We start from the raw sequence: 21,367 nt of genomic DNA, 5'->3' as shown, positions 1-21,367 counted from the left end.
CTCTTTTATTCTCCTGAAAATTCACGCGCAGTCTGGGCAACTACGTCTGTTTCTAGCATGGTACGAATCTGGCGAATCGTACTATAAACAGCCTTGGCATCGCTTGAGCCATGAGTCTTGACAACAGGTGCCTTGACACCAAACAAGACTGCTCCACCAACATCTGAGTAGTTGAGCTGTTTTTTCAAACCTCTGAGGCTGTCCTTGAGAAGGAGGGCGCCTAGTTTCGCTCGAAGACCACCACCTGTAATAGCGGTCTTGAGCAATCCCATGATTCCCACGGCTGTCCCTTCAATGGATTTGAGCACAGCGTTTCCCGTGAAACCATCTGCCACGACAACATCCGCAATGCCATTCATCAAATCACGCGCTTCCACGTTTCCGATAAAGTTCAAACTTTCATCAGCTGCTAGTAATTCATAAGTCTCCTTACGAAGGGGGTCACCCTTACTACTTTCTGTTCCGTTATTGAGCAAGCCAACGCGTGGTTGCGCAATGCCACGAACATTTTTAGCATAGAAGGAACCTAGAACCGCATATTGATGGAGGTGCTGGGCTGTATTTTCCGCATTAGCACCGAGGTCTAGCATGTCAAAACCTCTCCCATCTACAGTCGGCAAGGTTGACATAAGTCCAGGACGATCGATATTCTTGATACGACCCACGATGAAAAATCCTGCTGCTAGTAAAGCACCTGTATTCCCAGCCGATAGGACAGCATCTGCTTCACCCTCTTTGACAGCCTTGGCCGCCAAGACCATACTGGCGTTTTTCTTCTTCCGAATAGCTCTCGTAGGTTCATCGTCTGAATCAATCTTCTCATCCGTATGGATGATGCTGACGCGCTCTGTCGCTGTCAGATATTGCTTGACTTTAGCTTCATCTCCGTAAAGTTGAACTTCGATATCTGAAAAGTCAGCTAGGGCTTGATTGACACCCTCAACGATGGCTTGAGGTGCGTAATCGCCCCCCATGGCATCTACTGCGATTTTTTTCATTTCTTTTCCTCTTTTAGTAATTGTCCCCAGTCTGCTAGGGAATCAATAAATTTCTTTGATTTTAGGTGAATCCCAACGTACTCTTCGTAGAGCTGATCCATAAACTGGCGTAAGTCTTGCTTGATATCGGGCTTGAGCGAAATGGTCTCCAAGGTCTCAAAATCAATGGCTTGAAATTGATTGAGCAGATAAGGGATATTGGGATTGAGATGGCAACGTCTCTCATCCTCATGATAATGCTCTGAACAGAGGCAGGCTCCATATTTGAAAGAAAAGTCAAAAGCCTGACCGACCCGATGGCAAAAGACACACTCATTAAAATTAAGGCTGATCCCAAATCGAGTCAAAATTTGAATTTCAAAAATATTGGTCAAAACCTGATAATCCAAGCCTGCTTCCATCAACTCCAAAGTCTTTTGCAAAAAAGCAAACAAGGGAGCATCCTGCTGATTGTCCTGCAAACTAGCATCTGCAAGAGCTGCCACATAGGTCGCATAGGCCATGACAAAGAGGTCACTATTAATCTTGGGAAAAGTCATGACCTCATGATAGTCTTCGATGTAACTGAGTCCGTCATCATTGATTCGCAAGAGAAATCGTGCCAGCACCAAGGGCTGAATAACAGGCGCCAGCTTAGACTGACCAGCGTGTTTGACAAAAAACATGCGTTTGCCAACCTGCTCTGTAAAAATCTTGATGAGCTTGTCATCCTCACGAAAATTGCGATTATAGAGCACCAAGCCTTGACTCGTGATAGACTGAATCATGCTTCTCTCATATACTCCTCAAGTCGTTTCATGGCTTCTTTGATAGTCTCCATGCTGGCTGCATAAGACAGGCGAACATAACCTTCTCCATAACACCCAAAGGCAGCACCAGGGATAAAGGCAACAGCCTTCTTCTGAGCAAAATCCTTTAGAAAGGCAAAGGAGTCTTGGTTGTAACCAGCTGGAATCTTAGCAAAGATATAGAAGGCACCGTCTGGTTTGATAATCTCAAAACCAAGAGCAGTCATTTTCTCGATAATATAATCACGACGCTGGATATATTCCTTCTTCATAGGCTCCGCATCGTTTTTACCAGCCGTCAAGGCCTCCACCGCAGCGTGTTGCGCCATGGTATTTGCGGCAGTCACCAAGTACTGGTGACTCTTGATTAACTGAGCTGTGAAGGCCGCAGGAGCGAAAATTAGTCCCAAACGCCAACCGGTCATAGCATGCGATTTAGATAGACCATTGATAATGATAGCCTGGTCTCTCAACATCGTTCCTAGAGATACATGGGCTTCGCCTGTATAGGTCAATTCTGAGTAAACCTCATCACAGACAACGAAAATTTCGTACTTGCGTAAAACGTCTGCCAAGGCCTCCAACTGCTCCCGACTATAGGTAATTCCTGTCGGATTAGCTGGATAGTTGAGAATAACCGCCTTGAGCTTGTCTCCCTGCTCCAAAATGGCCTTTTCCAACATCTCAGGAGTCAAGACAAAACCATTTTCAGTTGTGTCAATCTCGACAATCTCTGCCCCAACTAGATTGACAATCGGTTCATAACCTGGATAGGCAGGAGCTGGCAAGAGCACCTTGTCTCCCTCTTCCAAAATAGCTGTCAAAGTCGCAGATAAAGCCTCTGTCGCCCCAATTGTAACCAGGATTTCATTTTCAGGAGCATAGTCCAGTTGGTACTTTTCCTTAACAAAGTCACTGGCTGCCTGACGTAGAGTCAGCAGACCACTCATCCCTGTATAGTAGGATTGGTTCTGGTCAATCGCTCGCTTGGCCGCCTCCTTGACATGATCTGGCGTTGTAAAATCAGGTTCCCCCAAGGTCAAACGCAAGACCCCAGGAATCTCCGAAATAGCCTGGTCAAACTGACGAATCAACGAAACTTGAATCTTATCTAACTGTTTATTAAAGCGCTTAGTTAAGTCCATAGATACCTCCTACTGTAAAAACGTATCTCTATTATACTACAAAAGCCCCCCGACCGCAAAAATACATAATAGAATAACTTTCCACTTTCTACTTTACTTTTCCTGTTTTTATGTCTATAATGGTAAAAGATTTTATTTGGAGGTTTTTATGTCATTTCTATCAAAAAATGGAGCAGGTATCTTGGCCTGCCTTCTCATTTCTATCGTATCTTGGTACTTAGGAGGATTCTTCCCTGTCATTGGCGCGCCCGTTTTTGCCATTTTTATGGGCATGCTTCTCCATCCCTTTCTCTCGTCCTATAAACAACTGGATGCTGGGTTGACCTTTAGTTCTAAAAAATTGCTCCAGTATGCCGTTGTCTTGCTTGGTTTTGGTCTCAATATCTCGCAAGTCTTCGCAGTTGGGCAATCTTCGCTCCCTGTCATCCTATCCACCATTTCAATAGCTCTGATTATTGCCTACTTCTTCCAGCGCTTCTTTGCCCTGGATACAAAACTGGCTACCTTGGTTGGAGTAGGTTCTTCAATCTGTGGTGGTTCTGCCATTGCTGCGACAGCGCCCGTTATTGATGCTAAGGAAAAGGAAGTAGCCCAATCCATTTCCGTTATCTTTTTCTTCAATGTCTTGGCTGCGCTCATCTTTCCAACCCTCGGCACCTGGCTTCATCTATCCAATGAAGGCTTCGCCCTCTTTGCAGGGACTGCGGTCAACGACACTTCCTCTGTAACGGCTGCCGCCAGCGCTTGGGACAGTCTTTACCAAAGCAATACCCTCGAGTCTGCAACCATTGTTAAACTCACACGTACTTTGGCCATTATCCCTATCACGCTCTTTCTATCCTACTGGCAAAGTCGCCAACAAGAAAACAAGCAAAGCCTACAACTGAAAAAAGTCTTCCCACTGTTTATCCTTTACTTTATCCTCGCATCTCTCCTCACTACACTACTCACCTCTCTAGGTGTGTCTAGTAGTTTCTTTACCCCTCTCAAAGAACTCTCTAAATTCCTTATTGTCATGGCCATGAGTGCTATCGGTCTCAAAACCAATCTGGTCGCTATGGTCAAATCCAGTGGAAAATCCATTCTTCTTGGAGCCATCTGCTGGATTGCCATCATCCTCACTAGTCTTGGTATACAGATCCTTATCGGCATTTTCTAATACTCTTCGAAAATCTCTTCAAACCACGTCAACGTCGCCTTGCCGTATATATGTGACTGACTTCGTCAGTCTTATCTACAACCTCAAAACTGTGTTTTGAGCTGACTTCGTCAGTTCTATCCACAACCTCAAAACTGTGTTTTGAGCAACCTGCGGCTAATTTCCTCTTTGCTCTTTGATTTTCATTGAGTATAACACAAAAGGTAGCCCATCAGCTACCTTTTTCTTATGCTTCCTCAATCAAGCGTGTATGTTCTCTCTTAATACAACGATTCATCACGATATCATCACATCCACCAGCACGCAAGATTTCTTCCGCTTCTAGACTTTCAAGTCCCAGCTGTGCCCAAAAAATCTTGGCATCAGCCTTGAGAAAATCACGCGCCACATCTGGCAGAAATTCACTGCGACGGTAAACATTGACAATATCTACAGGAAAAGGAATATCAGCTAGGCTAGCATAGGCCTTTTCACCTAAGATTTCACCACCTGCCACCTTGGGATTGACTGGAATAATTTTATAACCTCGAGCCTGCATTTCCTTGGTCACTCGATTGCTGGTTGTTTCCTCACGGTCTGATAACCCCACTACAGCAAGGGTTTTACTCATTGCTAGATACTGACGAATCACGCCATCACTTGGATTGATAAATTCTTGACTCATAGAAATCCTCCTTTTTCATCAGTATAGCACATTTTGAAAAGGCTTGCATAATTCTACTACAAAAAAGGAGGACTAGCCCCCTTTTTATTTAGCCTCGTACCAGGTTGCCCCTTCATTTTCATCTGCGATGAGGGGAACACTGAGTTGAATGGCTTCTTCCATAGTTTGTTTGACCAATTTTTTCATCTCTGCCAATTCAGATTTAGGAACTTCAAGGACGATTTCATCGTGCACTTGTAACAGCATCTTAGTCTGATAACCACCTGCAACCAAGGCTTTATCCAGCTGAATCATAGCAATCTTGAGAATATCTGCCGCCGAACCCTGAATAGGAGAGTTGATAGCAGTCCGCTCTGCAAAACCACGAATATTAAAGTTGCGCGAATTGATATCTGGCAACTCACGACGACGCTTGAAGAGGGTCTCTACATAGCCCTTATCACGCGCCTCCCGCACCACTTCATCCATGTAGTTTTTAATACCTGGGAAGCGTTCAAAGTAGGTATCAATGTAGGCTTTGGCCTCCTTACGGCTGATGCCCAGATTATTAGACAAGCCAAAGTCTGAAATCCCGTAAACCACTCCAAAGTTAACGGCCTTGGCATTGCGACGGTCGTTTGCAGTCACATCCTCAGGACGCTCAATGCCAAAGACCCGCATGGCTGTCGAAGTATGGATGTCTGCTCCCTCTTGGAAAGCCTTAATCAAGTGCTCGTCTTTAGAAATATGCGCCAAAACGCGCAATTCAATCTGCGAGTAGTCCGAGCTAAGCAGCACACTATCCTCCCACTCAGGCACAAAAGCCTTCCGAATGAGGCGACCTTGTTCCAAACGAACAGGGATATTTTGCAAGTTTGGATCCACACTAGACAAACGCCCTGTCTGGGTCAAATCCTGCACATAGCGAGTATGAATCTTGCCATCAGCCAAAATCCAGTCCTGCAAGCCAATCACATAAGTAGACTGAATCTTAGCAATCTGACGATAGTCTAGGATTTTCTTAACAATTGGCGCAATAGGAGCTAGACGCTCTAACACATCCACCGCTGTCGAATAACCTGTCTTGGTTTTCTTAGTATATTCTAGAGGTAGCCCCAATTTTTCAAAGAGAAGTACGCCCAACTGCTTAGGCGAGTTGATATTAAACTCCTCACCAGCCAATTCGTAAATCTCTTGAGTGAGTTTTTCAATGACAAGCTCATTTTCAGCCTGCATCTCAAGCAAGGTCTCTTTCTTGACCGTAATCCCAGCAATTTCCATCTTGGCAAGGACAAAAGCCAGAGGTTGCTCCATATCATAGAGAAGGTCCAACTGCCCATTTTCGCTGAGTTTTTCAAGTAAAACATGCTCTGTTTCAACCAAAACGGCAATCTTACGAGCCAAGTGTTCCAAGAATTTCTCGCGTTCAGGAATGGCCTTTTTGACACCCTTACCGTAGAAAGTTTCATCATCAACCAAATAAGTCTGACCATAAAGACTAGCGATGGTCGCAATTTCATTGTCCTCCACAGTCGAAAGGAGGTATTTAGCCAAACGGCTGTCAAAAGCAGGCGCCTGCAAATTAAGACCAAAACGATGCAAGAGAACTTTAGCCTTCTTAAAGTCATAAACTCTCAGAGGTGTTTTTTCTAAGAAGTCCTTGAAAATCGGCTCTTGCAACAGCTCAAGCTTGTCTGTGGCATAGAGCTTATCTCCACAAGACCAGGCAAATCCAACCAAATCATCCGTGTGGTAATTCTCACCAAAAAGCTCAAAATGGAAGATAGATTCTTCATTCAGCATATCTTGACTGATTTGGTCAACAATAGTAAAGTCCAAACTCTCAGCCACATCAGCTGACGACACATTTAAAGCTTGCTTGAGCTGTTTGAAGCCCATCTCATCGTAGAATTTCCCAAGATTTTCCACATCTGGACCACTATAGACCAAGTCCTCCAAACCAATCTCAATCGGTGCCTTGGTATCAATGGTCGCTAGTGTTTTAGACAAAAAAGCCTGTTCCTTATCATTGATGAGATTGTCCTTCATCTTAGAAGCCTTCATCCCATCAATATTTTCATAAATTCCCTCAAGCGAACCATGCTCCAGCAAGAGCTTGATACCCGTCTTTTCACCAATTTTGGTCACCCCAGGGATATTATCCGACTTATCACCCATGAGCGCCTTGAGATCAATAAACTGCGTCGGTGTAATGCCCAGCTTTTCCATGAGATATTCTGGCGTAAAGGCCTCAAACTCAGCCACACCTTTCTTGGAAATCTCAACCACCGTATGCTCATCCGTCAGCTGAATCAAGTCCTTGTCCCCACTGACAATGGTAATATCAAAACCATCCTGCTCTGCTAGCTTATCCAGTGTCCCAATGATGTCATCCGCCTCATACTGAGCCAACTCATAGTGACGAATCCCCATATGATCCAGCAACTCACGAATAAAGGGAAATTGCTCACGAAACTCATCCGGAGTCTTAGCCCGACCACCCTTATAGTCCGCATACATCTCTGTCCGGAAGGTCGTCTTCCCCGCATCAAAAGCCACCAAAATATGACTAGGCTCAACCCGCTCCAACAAATGGCTCAACATCAACTGAAAACCATAAATGGCATTGGTATGCAAACCAGCCGCATTCTTAAAACGGTCCAACTGCTGATAGAGTGCAAAAAACGCCCGAAAAGCAACAGAAGACCCATCAATCAATAATAATTTTTTCTTATCCATACACCCATTATAAAGGAAAGAATCAAAAAATACCATTGGGAAGAGCTAGAGCAAGTATTTTTCAAACTTTTTCCCGAATAAATAGATAGAAGCATTGAAACTAGTAAACTTAGATTTAAAAATGTGCTATAATGAAAGACAAACTATAAGAAAAGTCAATAGTTTATCTAAAATATTTCTTATTTCAATTTGATGATTTAGCGATGATTTTAGAGCACGGCAAAAATCCCTTGAAAAAGTCCATTTTTTTCAAAGGTAATCTTGTGTTAATTTCAGAAATTACATCACTTTTTGTTCGTCAAATGGTAGCTCTTTTTTAGGAGATAAAACATGGTTCGGATAAGTTTTTTTGCAAGGTGGATGATGGCTACATTGTAATGTTTTCCTTGTTCTAACTTAGTCTTAAACTAGGCCTTAAAAGCAGGTGAAAAGCGATTGCATGCTTTGCCAGCTGATGAACGACTACAGAAACGTCAAGAAGAGCTCCACCCCCTAATGGAAGATTTCTTTGCTTGGTGTCGATGTCAGTCAGTTTTAGCAGGTTCAAAACTAGGAAGGGCTATTGAATACAGCCTCAAGTATGAAGAAACCTTTAAGACCATTTTAAAAGACGGACATCTGGTCCTTTCCAATAATCTAGCTGAACGCGCCATTAAATCATTGGTTATGGGACGGAGTAAAAGAGTCCAGTGGACTCTTTTAGCCTAAGCTAAATTTTAAAAAGCGAGGGTGGTTGTTTTCTCAAAGTTTTGAAGGAGCTAAAGCAAGAGCTATTATTATGAGCTTGTTGGAAACAGCTAAACGTCATCAATTACATAGCAAGAAATAGCTATCCTATCTTCTAGAATGTCTTCCGAACGAGGAAACTCTCGTAAACAAAGAGGTTTTAGAGACTTATTTACCATGGGCTAAAGTTGTACAAGAAAAGTGCAAATAAGAAATCTACAGATTAGGAACTATCCGTGAGTTCTCTAGGCTGGAGATTTTTCAATATACTTCGTTATTAGGCGGTTACAACTGAAATATCGTCTTGTTCACTTTTTATTTTCTTCTAACCAATAGACGGAGTTGCAAGGAAAATGCCAAAAACTCTACCCCTATAGCTAACAAAGAGCAAAAAAACTAGGAGAGAACTCTCCTAGTTTTAAATTATCTTGGATTATTTAACCCACTCACCGTTGTGGTTTACTTTATAACCATCTACAGTTGTATTAACTGCAAGAGCTCCTGACGCGTATGAGTAGTACCATTTACCACCAACTTGATACCAACCAGTTGCCATTGCACCTGATGATTTCAAGTAGTACCAAGTACCGTTATCTTTAACCCAACCAGTTGCCATCCAACCAGCTTGGTCGAAATAGTACCAAGTTCCGTTGATTTTTTCCCAACCATTAGTTGTGTAAGAACCATCAGCGTGTTTGTACCACCAGCGAGAACCTGATTGAACCCATGCTGCTTGAGCAGCTGGTTTTTCAGCAGAAGCTACTAGTTGAGGAATTTCCAAAAGGGTTGCTTTACCATTTTGTACTCGAACTGTTAATTTATATGTTCCACGTTTAGTTTTAACTTCAACAGTACTTTTAGCTGATTTTTCATACTTAATCTCAACTGCTTTACCATCAAGTTTCAGTTCATTACCTTCTTTATCATAAACCTTAACATATCTATCGGTAACAACTCTTTGTTTATTAGATTGTTGAGATTGTTGAGATGCAAGGTGAGACTTAATATCATCAATAGTCAAATCACCATTTTCAGTAGTATTAACTTTACCACTTGCTTCTTCTCCACGTTTAGCTGCTGCTTCTGCTGCTTCTGCTGCTTCTTTAAAGAGTTTAGAAACTTCTGCACTTGGTTCTGTTCTCTCATCAGCTGCAGGTTTAGCATTTGGCAATGTTTGAACATTAGCCTCACTAAAAGTTGCTGTATCAGCTGAAACAGCTTGTACAGCACCAAATGCTGCAAGAGCGACTGCGCTTGTCAATAAAACTTTTTTCATCGTTTTATCTCCTTTGTTTTTCTTTAAAATATTTTTTCGTAAGACTACCTTACTACCATAGATTATATAAATATTTGCAGGATTTGTCAAGAGTTTTCTTCGAGTTTTTAAACTTTTTACCTATTTTTTCAAAAAAGCCAAATTTCAAGTTCAAGTTAGCCATCAAGAAGTCTTCTCTGGGTGATTTGTAGTTCAAGCATTTTTTAGGATAGTTATTAATCCAATTTTAGATGAATGCGACTTCTTTGGGAGTCGTTTTCTTAGTTCCCTTAGGTAACCATCTCCGAATGAGCCTGTTGTGATTCTCATCAGTTCCCCTTTTCCCAAGAGGCATAGGGGTGCGCATAATAGATATAAATACATCAGACAAGCGGTTAAATTCTGTACCATTATCTGCCGTGATGGACAGAATCTTGTCTTGTTTTAAGATGAGTTTTAGAGCCTGATTGACCGATTCAGCGCTCTTATTATGCCATATGGCATTGTCCATAACGAGTAAAAGATAATCATCTGAATAAGCTTGTGAAAGCTCTTCTAAAAAGGCGTTCATCCACTCAGTATGACATCCACCAGCGATTAAGAAAAATGATTCGCCTGTATGGGCATCAACAGCTCCATAACAATAGCAAAATTCTCGTATATGGTGACTATGGACATGTGGATCTACTCCCATTGGAGCCCAACAAGATCCCAGTTTACTGATTCTACCGAAACCAGCCTCATCTTGGTACATCAAGCGAACCTTACGAAAATGCCTACTGGTTTTAAAGCGCTTTCTTGTCTTCTTGAATTGAGATTTTATTTTTAGACGCGACAATGGTTTGAGAGTCTGCTTTCTTGGGATGTTCTGGACGTGGCCTAATATTTCGCCAACCATGGCGCTTCAAGAGTTGATAAAAGTCATCACGTGTGTAGGAAGAACCTAACTCCTTTGTATAAGCCTGAAATAAGGCATCAATTGTAACAAATTCTCCTGCCTCTGCAGCCTTCAAATGACGGGCAAGAAAGGCTTTCTCTTCCTCAATTGTCATATATGCATGGTTACTACCACCACGTGTTTCTTGAAGGAGAGAATCGCGTCCGAACTCCTCATATTTTTTTACAGTTGGTCAAATCGTTGTTTGATTACAGCCTAAAAGCTCTATAATCTCTTTATAAGATTTACCCATCAGACGAAATAGAACGATTTGAAGGCGTTTATGATATTTAGCTGTACTAGAGTCTTTTAAAAGTGTTTTGATAGCTTGGATTTCTTCTTTAGTTGATTTCATATTACTATTATATAATGCTTTTTGATTTTAGTCTAGTATTAATCCCAATTTTCCATGATGAATCCAATAGTAAATTGTTGAAATTCCCACGTTAACCCCTTTAGCCATAACCATCATTTCAAGAGAAAACTTTTGATTATGATAGTGGAGAATCTTTTCCTTTAGTTCTTTGGTTAAGCTTGATTTCTTGACCGAGCGCCTGCGATTGTTTTCATAAGACTGTTGAGCATAGTCGGTAGAATAAACCTCTTTGAAGCGCCCTTTTCCAAGACATTGTCAGACTGTCCCACGCTTGATTTCAGTGTGGATAGTTTGAGGAGCTTTTCCAAGCAAAGAGGCAATTTCTCTATTTGATTTTCCTTCTTTTGTTTGGCTTTTGTAGTATAATTGTCTTGCATCTCTGTGCCTTTCTTGTGTTTGTGGTTGAACAACAAGTATAACACAGAGGTGTTTTCTTATGCCTAGAAGAGCTTTCATTTTTTTCAAAAAAGGTTGAAAAACACCTTTGTGAGATAAAATACCCTTCAAATACCGTATCTCCCAAGTGAAAATCTCACAAATTTCTTAAACTTTGAGTCAAACTTCACATATCTAATCCATATCGATAGTTGGACAGAACTCACTTCTATGGTATTATCCTATCCCCCTTCCAAATGTCAAACAAAAATGACAAGTATTTTAGAAATAACTCGCCATTTCATTAACTTTCTACTATATTAAAAAAATGTGACCTCATAGCAAGGACTCAAACTCAGCGACGCTCATACCCAGCTGATGGCTGGCAACCTCGGAAGTCAGAAGTCCTTGGCGAACCATATCCAGAAAGGCAAAAAGTTTCCCACGTTCCAAGCCTTCTTCTCGCCCTTGTTCAATCCCTTCAGCTCGTCCACGTTCAAGACCACGCTCCAGTCCCTGTTCAATCCCCTCTGCACGACCACGCTCTAAGTCTTTTTCCTCCGCTTGTTCCAATGCATAGTCATGAGCGAGTAAGGCTTGTTCTTCACGCATACGTAGTTGACTAAACATTTTCCTGTCCTCCTCGGACCAGCTCTTGTAATCTAGCAGTTGGTCTGCTTGGCTGATGGCTCGCTCGGGGCGCTGGGTAAAGGGTTTATTCCCGAAAAACTCCAACCATGGCTTGCGAACGCTATCCTTGCTGGTTTCTCTGTATTTTTTAATTCCAAGAATACCATCTTGACTAGATGGTTTTCCTGTCCATTGTTTGTGATGGTTAAGACTTCACCTGTCGTTCCCTCTCGCATACTAAAGCTATGAAAAGCTTGATCATCCTGAAAGTAATTACTATCCACAATAGCTATTGCGTATACTGATGCGATGTGTTTATAACTTTGGTGAGCGTTTCCTTCTTATTGGCGAATTTTTTCTAGATTTTGATTGACCTGACTGCACAAGTAAGCCCACAGGAGATTGATGAAAAAATTCTGATGATGAACTTGAATTTCAATGATTACTTGGGTTCCATTATCCAACTCCGCCAAGACGTCTATACTGGTATAGAAATCTTGTGCTTAATAGGGCAGAGAAGGCAAGACGTGAATATTACTTCCCTCCAAAATGGTCACATTTTTGGCTGGTAAATCCAGCATATCGCGGATAAATTGACAAGTGATTTCTGGATTGCTAAAGATTTTCTTAGCGTCCAAATCATTGGTTGAGCTAATGCCCGGATGTCTTAGAATCATTCTTTCTCTCCTTTCATTATAGCACATTTTTAAATCTAGGTTTGCTAGATTCACTGCTTCTATCTATAGTAAAATGAACCAAAAACAGTACACAATGTTGTATAATCTTCTTATGGCATATTCAATAGATTTTCGTAAAAAAGTTCTCGGCTATTGTGAGCGAACAGGTAGTATAACAAAAGCATCACAGGTTTTCCAAATCTCACGTAATACCATTTATGGCTGGTTAAGGCTAAAAGAGGGAACAGAAGAGCTAAACCATCAAGTAAAAGGAACAAAACCAAGAAAAGTTGATAAAGATAGACTTAAAAACTATCTTACTGACAATCCAGACGCTTATTTGACTGAAATAGCTTCTGAATTTGGCTGTCATCCAACTACTATCCACTATGCGCTCAAATTTATGGGGTACACTCGAAAAAAAGAACCACACCTACTATGAACAAGACCCAGAAAAAGTATCCTTATTTCTTAAGAATTTTAATAGTTTAAAGCACTTAGCACCTGTTTATATTGATGAAACAGGATTCGATACTTACTTTTATCGAGAATATGGTTGCTCATCAAAAGGTCAGTTAATAGGAGGTAAAGTCTCTGGAAGAAGATATCAGGGGATTTCTTTGGTTGCAGGGCTAACAAATGGTGAGTTAATCGCTCCAATAACTTACCAAGAAACAATGACGAGCGACTTTTTTGAAGCTTGCTTTCAGAAATTTCTCTTACCGACATTAAATACACCCTCAGTTATTATTATGGATAATGCAAGATTCCAATAGAATAGCTAGAATAGAATTCTTGTGTGAAGAGTTTGGGCATAAACTTTTACCCCTTCCTCCCTACTCACCTGAGTACAATCCTATTGAGAAGACATGGGCTCATATCAAAAAGCATCTCAAAAAGGTATTACCAAGTTGCAATACCTTTTACGAGGCTCTTTTGTCTTGTTCTTGTTTCAATTGACTATATTTATTCGGAAAAAAGACGAAAAAACCTGAGAACCATCTCAGGCTTGGTCATTAAATTTTTTTCTCAATACCGAAAAGTGGAGAAAGTGGTCGTTTTTCATGAATACGTACGATAGCATCCCCTAGAAGATGAGCGATTGAAATCTGCTCAATCTTATCAATCAAACGCTCTTCTGGCAGATAGATAGTATCCAAAACAACCAATTTCTTAATAGCTGATTTTTGGATATTGTCCGTAGCAGGACCAGAAAGAACTGGGTGCGTACAGCTTGCATAGACTTCAACAGCACCAGCTTCCGCAAGAGCATCTGCCGCATGACAAATCGTTCCAGCGGTATCAATCATATCATCAATCAAGATACAAGTCTTGCCTTCAACCTTACCGATGATGTTCATAACTTCACTAGTATTCATCTTATCAACGCTACGACGTTTATCAATAATAGCGATAGATGTTTTCAAAAATTCTGCCAACTTACGAGCACGAGTCACCCCTCCATGGTCCGGGCTGACAACCACATAGTCAGAACCAACCATACCACGACGCTCAAAATAATCTGCAATCAGAGGAGCACCCATCAAATGATCCACAGGAATATCAAAGAATCCTTGAATTTGCGCAGCATGCAAGTCGATGGTCAATAAACGATCCACTCCAGCTACTTCAAGCATATTTGCGACAAGTTTTGAAGTGATTGGCTCACGCGCTCTCGCCTTTCTATCCTGACGTGCATACCCATAGTAAGGCATGACAACATTGACAGATTCTGCACTCGCACGCTTCAAAGCATCTACCATAATCAAAATTTCAAGCAGATTGTCATTTACAGGCGAACTAGTTGATTGTAGGATAAAGACGTGTTTCCCACGGATTGATTCTTCAATGTTGACCTGAATCTCTCCATCTGAAAATTGGCGAACACTTGATTTCCCCAACTCTATCCCAATCTCCTGCGCCACACGTTCTGCCAATTCTTTATTAGAAGAAAGGGCAAACAGCTTTAAATCAGAAAAAGACATGATTTCCTCCGGTATATATGTATAACTTGTGCTTTTCACAAGATTTTCCATCTACCATTGTAGCGCTTTTTGCACTATTTTTCAATCAAAAATAAAAGAAGGGCACCATATTTGTACCCTTGCATCATTCTTTTGAAAAATATTCTAGGTCATCAACTCATTGTGTTTCTCAACAAAGCAATAAGCATGATAAAAACCATAGAGAGCAATAGCCGTAACCACTGGAATCGCTAAAGGCAACTCTGTTTCCAACTCCACAAAAGGAGAGTTAAACAAGAAGTGAGTTCCCAAGGCTAAACCTAGAAAAATAAGGCCCTGTTTCTTGCCAACCTTCTGTCCTTTATAGGCTCTGTAAAGCAAGTAAACACCTACTACAGCTAGACCTGAAAAAGTCCAGTGAGAGGCAATTCCTGAGATGATACGCTCTAAAATTCGCGAAATAGTAAAGTCAAAGCCCTCTGGCAAATCCGTACGAATATAACCAATATCCTCAATCATTTGGAATCCCAAACCGGAAGCAATTCCAAGTAAAAACAAAGATTTTAATTTTCGCACAGGAATCAAAGCCAAAACAAAAACAAGTGGCAATAATTTCAAGGGTTCTTCTACCAAAGGAGCCACAATAGCACTTTCAAAGGCATTTAAAAATGTACTATCTGGAAAAAGCATACCCAGCAAATCATGGATATAGGTATTCGCAAAGCTAGACAACCAGCCTGAAAGGAACATCCCTCCCAATAAAGACAGAATCAAAACCTTCTTTGGCAATTCCCATTTTTTCCCAATACGGAAGAGAAAATAAAGAGCCGGAATCATGTAAAAGAGAGCTAGAAAGATAGAAACTCCCATTAGTCCATATTCCGCACCTGACCTCGAACCGTCCGTATAGTAGATGGTTTCATACTGTAAACCAATACATAGCAATAAAATAAAAATAAATAAAATACTGCTTTTCTTCATACACTTTCTTTCTAAATGAAGTATTTATAATTCTACGACTGTCATACTTCCTGTATCAACATTGTAAATGGCACCAAAGATAGTGACATCGTCTGGTATTAGGGGAGACTCGATAAGCAGTTGCATATCCTCGCGTACACTCTCTTCTATATCTTGGAAGGGCAAGAAGTCCTGGTCTGACACATCTACACCTAATTCCTCTTTTAAATACTCCTGAAAAGGTTCATTTTCAAAGGTCTGAGCACCACAGTCTGTATGGTGCAATACCACAATCTCTCTTGTCCCCATTTGTTGCTGGGAAATAACTAGCGAACGAATCATGTCTTCAGTCACTCGACCACCTGCATTCCGCAAGATATGAGCATCCCCAAGTGCCAAGCCCAGAGCTTGCGCAACGTGCAGACGAGAGTCCATACAGGTCACAATAGCTACTCTTGTTTTGGGTTTAAGTGGCAGATTTAACTGCCCATGTAAGGCAACATAAGCCTGATTAGCTTGCATAAACTGTTCAAAATACGACACGATTCCCTCCTTGAAAATTTGATAGTCAAATATTTCTCCTATCTTATCATTTTTAAGAGAATTTGTCACGGATTATGCAAAGACCTTTTTCAAAACTTCCTGAATCGTTGTCACGCCAATGACCTGAATTTCCTTGGGCGGAGTGATTCCTGGCAAGGAATTCTTAGGTACATAAATCTTAGTAAAGCCTAACTTAGCAGCTTCGTTGATACGTTGTTCGATACGATTCACGCGCCGAATTTCTCCTGTCAAGCCCAGTTCTCCCACAAAACATTCCTGAGGATTAGTTGGCTTGTCCTTATAGCTCGAAGCAATAGCAACAGCAACGGCCAAGTCAATGGCAGGTTCATCCAATTTGACACCGCCAGCAGATTTAAGATAGGCGTCCTGATTTTGCAAGAGAAGACCTGCCCGCTTTTCCAAAACAGCCATAATCAAGCTAGCACGGTTAAAATCAAGTCCTGTCGTCGTACGCTTGGCATTTCCAAACATGGTCGGTGTCACCAAGGCCTGCACTTCTGCAAGAATAGGACGCGTCCCTTCCATGGTCACAACGATTGATGAGCCAGTCGCTCCATCCAAACGCTCTTCTAGGAAAACTTGACTCGGATTAAGAACCTCAACCAATCCGCCCGACTGCATCTCAAAAATTCCAATCTCATTAGTGGAGCCAAAACGATTTTTGACCGCTCTCAGAATACGGAAGGTATGGTGACGCTCCCCTTCAAAGTAAAGCACCGTATCCACCATATGCTCCAACATACGCGGCCCAGCCAATGTTCCCTCCTTGGTCACATGTCCTACGATAAAGATGGCAATGTTATTAGTTTTGGCCAGCTGCATGAGCTCAGCCGTCACCTCACGCACCTGAGAAACAGACCCCTGCACCCCTGAAATCTCAGGAGACATAATGGTCTGAATGGAGTCAATAATGAGGAAGTTTGGCTGGATTCTTTCTACCTCAGCTCGAACACTCTGCATATTGGTCTCTGCATAGAGATAAAACTCGCTATCAATATCTCCCAAACGCTCTGCTCTTAGCTTAATCTGCTGGGCAGATTCCTCCCCACTGACATAGAGAACCGTCCCCACTTGGGACAACTGGGTTGAGACTTGTAAGAGAAGGGTTGATTTCCCAATCCCAGGATCCCCACCGATGAGGACGAGACTTCCCGGTACCACTCCGCCTCCAAGTACACGGTTGAATTCCTCCATCTCTGTCTTGGTTCGATTGACGTTGATTGAAGTCACCTCAGCTAGTTTCATGGGCTTGGTTTTCTCACCTGTCAAGGACACACGCGCATTCTTGACCTCGGCAACCTCAACCTCTTCTACAAAGGAAGACCAAGACCCACAGTTGGGACAACGTCCCAGATATTTAGGGGAATTATAGCCACAATTTTGACATACAAATGTCGCTTTTTTCTTTGCGATGATAAACCTCTTTCTATATCTCTAACTCACACTCAATCACTTGGCAAAAATCAATCTTCTCATTTGGCACAAACTGGCGCATGAGCATTCGATGAGCAACAACTACCACACTCTGATGTTCTCGATACTTAGCCATGCATTCTAGAAAACGAGACTTCATCTCTTCAGCTGTCTCATATTGAATAGGACTATTAGGAAGTAACTCCCCCTTATTTTCTAGAAACATAGTACGAGCTTTTTCAAAATTATCTGTGCCACTTTCATAGACCTGCCATTCATGCAATAATGGCTCCACTCTTAAAGGAAGACCCGTAGCACAAACCACATAAGAAGCTGTTTCTAAAGCTCTTGTGACTGCAGAAGATATGATTATTTCAGCTGAAGGTAGTAAAGGATTTTTTCTCAGTTCCTGGGCTTGCTGCCGTCCCATCTCAGACAAGGGTGCCAAATCTATCCCAAATCCCGTATAAGATCGCTCCTCTAACTCACGATAATCTGGCTCCCCATGACGTACAAAGATAATCTTCATTCTAGTGCCCTGTCGATCCAAATCCACCAGTTCGCACGCCATCAGCCGCATCTCCATCTGCAATTAAGAAAGGAGCAAAGACAGCCTGGACAACACGTTCTCCAACTTCAAGAACAACTTCTTGATCTGTGATATTCTTCATCTGTGCAAAAATATGCCCTTCATTCCCAGGATTTCCATAATAATCCCCATCAATGACCCCAACTGAATTAATTAAAACCAAGCCCTTTTTACGAGGGTTTGAAGAACGATCATAGAGGTAGAGAACCTCAGTCGGCTGCATATAAGCCTTAACCCCTGTCGGAACCAAGACAATCTCTCCTGGCGCAATAACTGTACGCACAGCAACCTTTAAGTCGTAACCAGCCGCATGCGCTGTCTCACGCTTGGGCAATAAATTTTCATCTGTAAAACTAGAAACCAATTCAAAACCACGAATTTTCATCATCTTCTCTTTTCTATTATCATTTATTCTAGATTATTCTATCTTATTTATTCGGAAAAAGCACGAAAAAAAGAGCACACAATTCAAATCGCTTAGGGCTGCTGGATTCCTCCCCTGACCCGCTTCACGCAGAACTGTTGCTCCACTATTTATTATATCACATTCCTATTCATTTTAAAAGCAAAATTATTTTTTCCGTCTATTTCTAAAAAAATCCTGCATAATAGCTGCGCATTCATCTTCCAAAATTCCCGTTTCAACCTCCACACGATGATTGAGACGCTCATCTGTCAAGATATCATACAAACTCCCAGCAGCGCCAAATTTCTGGTTTTTAGCCCCATAGACCACGTTTGGAATACGGGCAAGTCCAATCGCCCCACTACACATGACACACGGCTCAATGCTCACAAAAAGCGTGCAATCAAGCAAGCGCCAGCTCTCCTCACTTAGGTTCGCATTCTCTATTGCCATAATCTCCGCATGCATAACCGCTCGTTGCAGTTCCTCACGCGCATTATGCCCACGACCAATGATTTCTCCGTCCTTGACAATCACACAACCAATTGGAATTTCATCGTGTTCAAGAGCAATCTCAGCCTCTCTCAAAGCTTCCCTCATAAAGACTTCTTTTTCTTCAACTGTATAATTCATCAATTTCCCTTTTACTACTTATCGATTTTATTATTATATCATGAATCCCAAGACAAAAAAAGCCACCGAATGCGGTGACTTTATAGGGAGATTATTATGAAAAAGAAAAGTTTAGGATATTTGTTACAACAAGTTAGGAGGTCTTCTTGTAACTGTCTATAGTATACCCGACCTATCTTAAACAAATCTTAAAAATCTCTTAGGACCAAACACTTTCTAAAATATTTGTTTGCTCACGACCAGGACCCACTGAGAAAGTAGAAATACGAACGCCAACCAATTCACTCACACGACGAACGTAGTTACGCGCATTCTCAGGAAGATCTTCCAAATTACGAACTCCGGTAATATCTTCTGACCAACCTGGCAACTCTTCATAGATAGGCTTGCAACGTTTCAATTGCTCAAGACTAGCTGGATAGTAGTCAATACGTTGACCATCAAGATCATAGGCCACACAGATTTTCACAGTATCCAAACCGCTCAAAACATCAATAGAGTTCAATGAAAGGTTAGTGATACCAGAAACACGACGGCTATGACGCATTACAACTGAGTCAAACCAACCCACACGACGTGGACGACCAGTTGTTGTACCATATTCATGACCCACTTCACGGATACGTTCTCCCACTTCATCAAACAACTCAGTTGGGAAAGGACCGTCTCCTACACGACTCGTATAGGCTTTACATACACCTACAACCTTATCAATCTTACTTGGACCAACACCAGAACCAATGGTGACACCACCAGCCACAGGGTTTGATGACGTAACAAATGGATAGGTCCCTTGGTCAATATCGAGCATGACACCTTGTGCACCTTCAAAAAGCACACGTTTACCGTTATCAAGCGCATCATTCAAAATAACAGATGTATCTGTCACATACTTCTTGATTTGTTGACCATATTCGTAATACTCTTCAAAAATATCATCGAAAGCAATCGCTTTACTGTCATACAATTTTTCAAAAAGACGATTCTTTTCAGCAAGGTTACGTTCTAAACGCTCACGGAAAATATCTTTATCTAAAAGATCTGCAATACGAATCCCAACACGAGCAGCCTTGTCCATATAAGCTGGACCAATTCCCTTAATTGTAGTACCAATCTTATTGTCGCCCTTAGCTTCTTCTTGCAGACGATCCAACTCGATATGATAAGGCAAAATGACATGCGCGCGATCAGAAATCCGCAAGTTATCAGTTGTAACGCCTTCCTCATGAAGATAGCTCAACTCTTTCACAAGCGATTTAGGATTTACAACCATACCATTCCCAATAACAGAGATTTTCTCAGGAAAGAAAATTCCAGATGGAATCAAGTGCAACTTAAATTTCTTACCATCAATCACAATCGTGTGCCCTGCATTATCACCGCCTTGGTAACGTGCAATCACTTCTGCATTCGCTGAAAGGAAGTCTGTAATCTTCCCTTTACCTTCATCACCCCACTGGGTACCTACAACAACAACTGAAGTCATAATCTTGTCTGAGCCCTCAGGCTCTTCCTTTCTCACATACATGGCAGGACTCTCACCTGCAATTATATCTTACAATTTATTATAAGAAAAAATCGCCTTTTTATCAAGAAGAAACAATAGAAAGATTTGCTATTTCCAACTATTAAAAAATGTTTTAGAAAAATTACCAGCTATTTATTGTTATATTGCCATAAAAAAGTAAATTTGTTCGGAAATTAACTCAGACTATCTCAACAAGAAATAAAACCTTGTTTCATTATCATCTTTTCAAGATACAAACGATAAGCAACACGATAATGGTAAACGATAAAATCCCTACGACACCCAATACCATATCTCACTAAATAATAAATTAAAAATTTAAAATGAAAATGTTCCCAGTCAAAATTATCACCAAATACAGTACCATACTCTTCTTCAATATTTCTATAAAAATCCGCCATCTGCTCATAAATTTTTTGTAACATAATCAAATACTCCTTTTCTTTTTTATGAACTTATTCTAACAAAAAATTTTAATTAATCATTAATAATTCCTGAATTGTACAAATACCAACCTCAATAAGATAAAAAATAGGAAAAGTTGACAGAATAGGAACAAATTTACTACCTAAATTAGACTATTATAGACCTTATTAACTGCGTTAAATACTAAAAGAGAGTTGAGGTAAAAATCTTAAAATAAGAAAAACGCATAGTATAGTTGCTTAGTTTCAAACAAGCATGTTATAATAAAGCTATGGCATATAGTACAGATTTTAAACAGAGAGCATTAGATTACATCAAAGAGGGGAACAGCCATGTCGAGGCAGCCAAGGTTTTTGATGTCGGCGTCAGAACTCTCTTCACGTGGGAAAAGAACTTACGTGAACAAGGACACTTATAGAGGAAAAAGCGAGTCGTC

The 21,367-nt window shown here is 41.2% G+C and carries 16 protein-coding genes, 1 other RNA gene and 6 pseudogenes; 4 read left to right on the top strand and 19 right to left on the bottom strand.

Going from position 1 to position 21,367, the window contains the following annotated elements; genetic code table 11:
• Positions 1-5 precede the first annotated feature (5 nt).
• Genes plsX through B4W83_RS08530 form a run of 3 tightly spaced genes read right to left on the bottom strand, consistent with a single transcriptional unit; the run spans position 6 to position 2,931 of the window.
• On the bottom strand, positions 6-998 hold the full coding sequence (gene plsX, locus B4W83_RS08540) for a phosphate acyltransferase PlsX (protein WP_000717445.1): 993 nt from the start codon (positions 996-998) through the stop codon (positions 6-8).
• The gene (gene recO, locus B4W83_RS08535) at positions 995-1,765 is read right to left on the bottom strand and encodes a DNA repair protein RecO (protein WP_000616123.1); all 771 of its coding nucleotides are present in this window, start codon (positions 1,763-1,765) and stop codon (positions 995-997) included. The genes plsX and recO overlap by 4 nt, the downstream gene beginning before the upstream one ends.
• A complete protein-coding gene (locus B4W83_RS08530) occupies positions 1,762-2,931 on the bottom strand; it encodes a pyridoxal phosphate-dependent aminotransferase (RefSeq protein ID WP_000366350.1) in 1,170 nt (389 codons plus the stop codon). The genes recO and B4W83_RS08530 overlap by 4 nt, the downstream gene beginning before the upstream one ends.
• A gap of 148 nt (positions 2,932-3,079) precedes the next feature.
• Between B4W83_RS08530 and B4W83_RS08525 the strand changes: the two genes are divergently transcribed.
• On the top strand, positions 3,080-4,090 hold the full coding sequence (locus tag B4W83_RS08525) for a YeiH family protein (protein WP_000009161.1): 1,011 nt from the start codon (positions 3,080-3,082) through the stop codon (positions 4,088-4,090).
• A 226-nt stretch (positions 4,091-4,316) separates the two neighbouring features.
• On the opposite strand, the gene B4W83_RS08515 is transcribed toward B4W83_RS08525, so the two are convergent.
• The gene (locus B4W83_RS08515; protein WP_000076468.1) at positions 4,317-4,754 is read right to left on the bottom strand and encodes a CoA-binding protein; all 438 of its coding nucleotides are present in this window, start codon (positions 4,752-4,754) and stop codon (positions 4,317-4,319) included.
• Between the two features lie 84 nt (positions 4,755-4,838).
• Positions 4,839-7,472 carry a DNA polymerase I gene (polA, locus tag B4W83_RS08510; RefSeq protein ID WP_000358439.1) on the bottom strand — a complete coding sequence of 878 codons (2,634 nt, stop codon included), beginning with the start codon at positions 7,470-7,472 and terminating at the stop codon, positions 4,839-4,841.
• A gap of 441 nt (positions 7,473-7,913) precedes the next feature.
• Here polA and B4W83_RS13460 point away from each other — a divergent pair.
• Positions 7,914-8,409 (top strand): annotated as a pseudogene (locus tag B4W83_RS13460) (IS66 family transposase); the annotation flags it as partial.
• Between the two features lie 222 nt (positions 8,410-8,631).
• On the opposite strand, the gene B4W83_RS13930 reads toward B4W83_RS13460, so the two are convergent.
• The 4 genes and pseudogenes from B4W83_RS13930 to B4W83_RS13155 form a co-directional block, all read right to left on the bottom strand.
• Positions 8,632-9,474, bottom strand: a complete 843-nt coding sequence (locus B4W83_RS13930) for a choline-binding protein (protein ID WP_000757031.1) — start codon at positions 9,472-9,474, stop codon at positions 8,632-8,634.
• A 52-nt stretch (positions 9,475-9,526) separates the two neighbouring features.
• A pseudogene (locus B4W83_RS08495) lies at positions 9,527-10,745 on the bottom strand (IS630 family transposase).
• A 39-nt stretch (positions 10,746-10,784) separates the two neighbouring features.
• A pseudogene (locus tag B4W83_RS08490) lies at positions 10,785-11,143 on the bottom strand (helix-turn-helix domain-containing protein); the annotation flags it as partial.
• A gap of 334 nt (positions 11,144-11,477) precedes the next feature.
• A pseudogene (locus tag B4W83_RS13155) lies at positions 11,478-12,448 on the bottom strand (PD-(D/E)XK nuclease family transposase).
• A 112-nt stretch (positions 12,449-12,560) separates the two neighbouring features.
• On the opposite strand from B4W83_RS13155, the pseudogene B4W83_RS08470 reads away from it, so the two are divergent.
• Positions 12,561-13,408 (top strand): annotated as a pseudogene (locus B4W83_RS08470) (IS630 family transposase).
• A 56-nt stretch (positions 13,409-13,464) separates the two neighbouring features.
• Here the strand turns inward: B4W83_RS08470 and B4W83_RS08465 are convergent.
• The 10 genes from B4W83_RS08465 to comW all read right to left on the bottom strand — a co-directional run bounded on the left by B4W83_RS08465 (position 13,465) and on the right by comW (position 20,930).
• On the bottom strand, positions 13,465-14,433 hold the full coding sequence (locus B4W83_RS08465) for a ribose-phosphate diphosphokinase (RefSeq protein WP_000010164.1): 969 nt from the start codon (positions 14,431-14,433) through the stop codon (positions 13,465-13,467).
• Positions 14,434-14,577: 144 nt separating this feature from the next.
• Complete coding sequence (locus B4W83_RS08460; RefSeq protein WP_000749767.1) at positions 14,578-15,393, bottom strand: PrsW family intramembrane metalloprotease; 816 nt, start codon at positions 15,391-15,393, stop codon at positions 14,578-14,580.
• A 24-nt stretch (positions 15,394-15,417) separates the two neighbouring features.
• Positions 15,418-15,915, bottom strand: coding sequence for a beta-class carbonic anhydrase (locus B4W83_RS08455; RefSeq protein ID WP_007285146.1), 498 nt, complete (start codon positions 15,913-15,915; stop codon positions 15,418-15,420).
• 72 nt (positions 15,916-15,987) lie between these two features.
• Positions 15,988-17,349: a DNA repair protein RadA gene (gene radA, locus B4W83_RS08450; RefSeq protein ID WP_079247629.1), complete on the bottom strand. Its 1,362-nt coding sequence runs from the start codon at positions 17,347-17,349 to the stop codon at positions 15,988-15,990.
• Positions 17,350-17,362: 13 nt separating this feature from the next.
• Positions 17,363-17,920 (bottom strand): histidine phosphatase family protein, encoded by a 558-nt coding sequence (locus B4W83_RS08445; RefSeq protein ID WP_007284855.1) that lies wholly within the window; start codon positions 17,918-17,920, stop codon positions 17,363-17,365.
• On the bottom strand, positions 17,880-18,323 hold the full coding sequence (locus B4W83_RS08440) for a dUTP diphosphatase (RefSeq protein WP_000701987.1): 444 nt from the start codon (positions 18,321-18,323) through the stop codon (positions 17,880-17,882). Before B4W83_RS08440 ends, B4W83_RS08445 begins: the two co-directional genes overlap by 41 nt.
• A 56-nt stretch (positions 18,324-18,379) precedes the next feature.
• Positions 18,380-18,477: signal recognition particle sRNA small type (gene ffs / locus B4W83_RS08435), an RNA gene on the bottom strand.
• A gap of 32 nt (positions 18,478-18,509) precedes the next feature.
• Positions 18,510-18,977 carry a tRNA adenosine(34) deaminase TadA gene (tadA, locus tag B4W83_RS08430; protein WP_001110109.1) on the bottom strand — a complete coding sequence of 156 codons (468 nt, stop codon included), beginning with the start codon at positions 18,975-18,977 and terminating at the stop codon, positions 18,510-18,512.
• Positions 18,978-19,176: 199 nt separating this feature from the next.
• Complete coding sequence (locus B4W83_RS08425) at positions 19,177-20,463, bottom strand: adenylosuccinate synthase (RefSeq protein WP_001832534.1); 1,287 nt, start codon at positions 20,461-20,463, stop codon at positions 19,177-19,179.
• Between the two features lie 230 nt (positions 20,464-20,693).
• Positions 20,694-20,930, bottom strand: a complete 237-nt coding sequence (gene comW, locus B4W83_RS08420) for a sigma(X)-activator ComW (protein ID WP_000939541.1) — start codon at positions 20,928-20,930, stop codon at positions 20,694-20,696.
• A 272-nt stretch (positions 20,931-21,202) separates the two neighbouring features.
• Here comW and B4W83_RS08415 point away from each other — a divergent pair.
• Positions 21,203-21,346, top strand: a pseudogene (locus B4W83_RS08415) (IS630 transposase-related protein); the annotation flags it as partial.
• Positions 21,347-21,367 lie beyond the last annotated feature (21 nt).

The sequence above is a fragment of the Streptococcus pseudopneumoniae ATCC BAA-960 = CCUG 49455 genome, assembly GCF_002087075.1.
GTDB classification, from domain to species: domain Bacteria; phylum Bacillota; class Bacilli; order Lactobacillales; family Streptococcaceae; genus Streptococcus; species Streptococcus pseudopneumoniae.
Note: the sequence above shows the minus strand (reverse complement) of the source record. Positions and strands in the feature narration are given on the sequence as shown.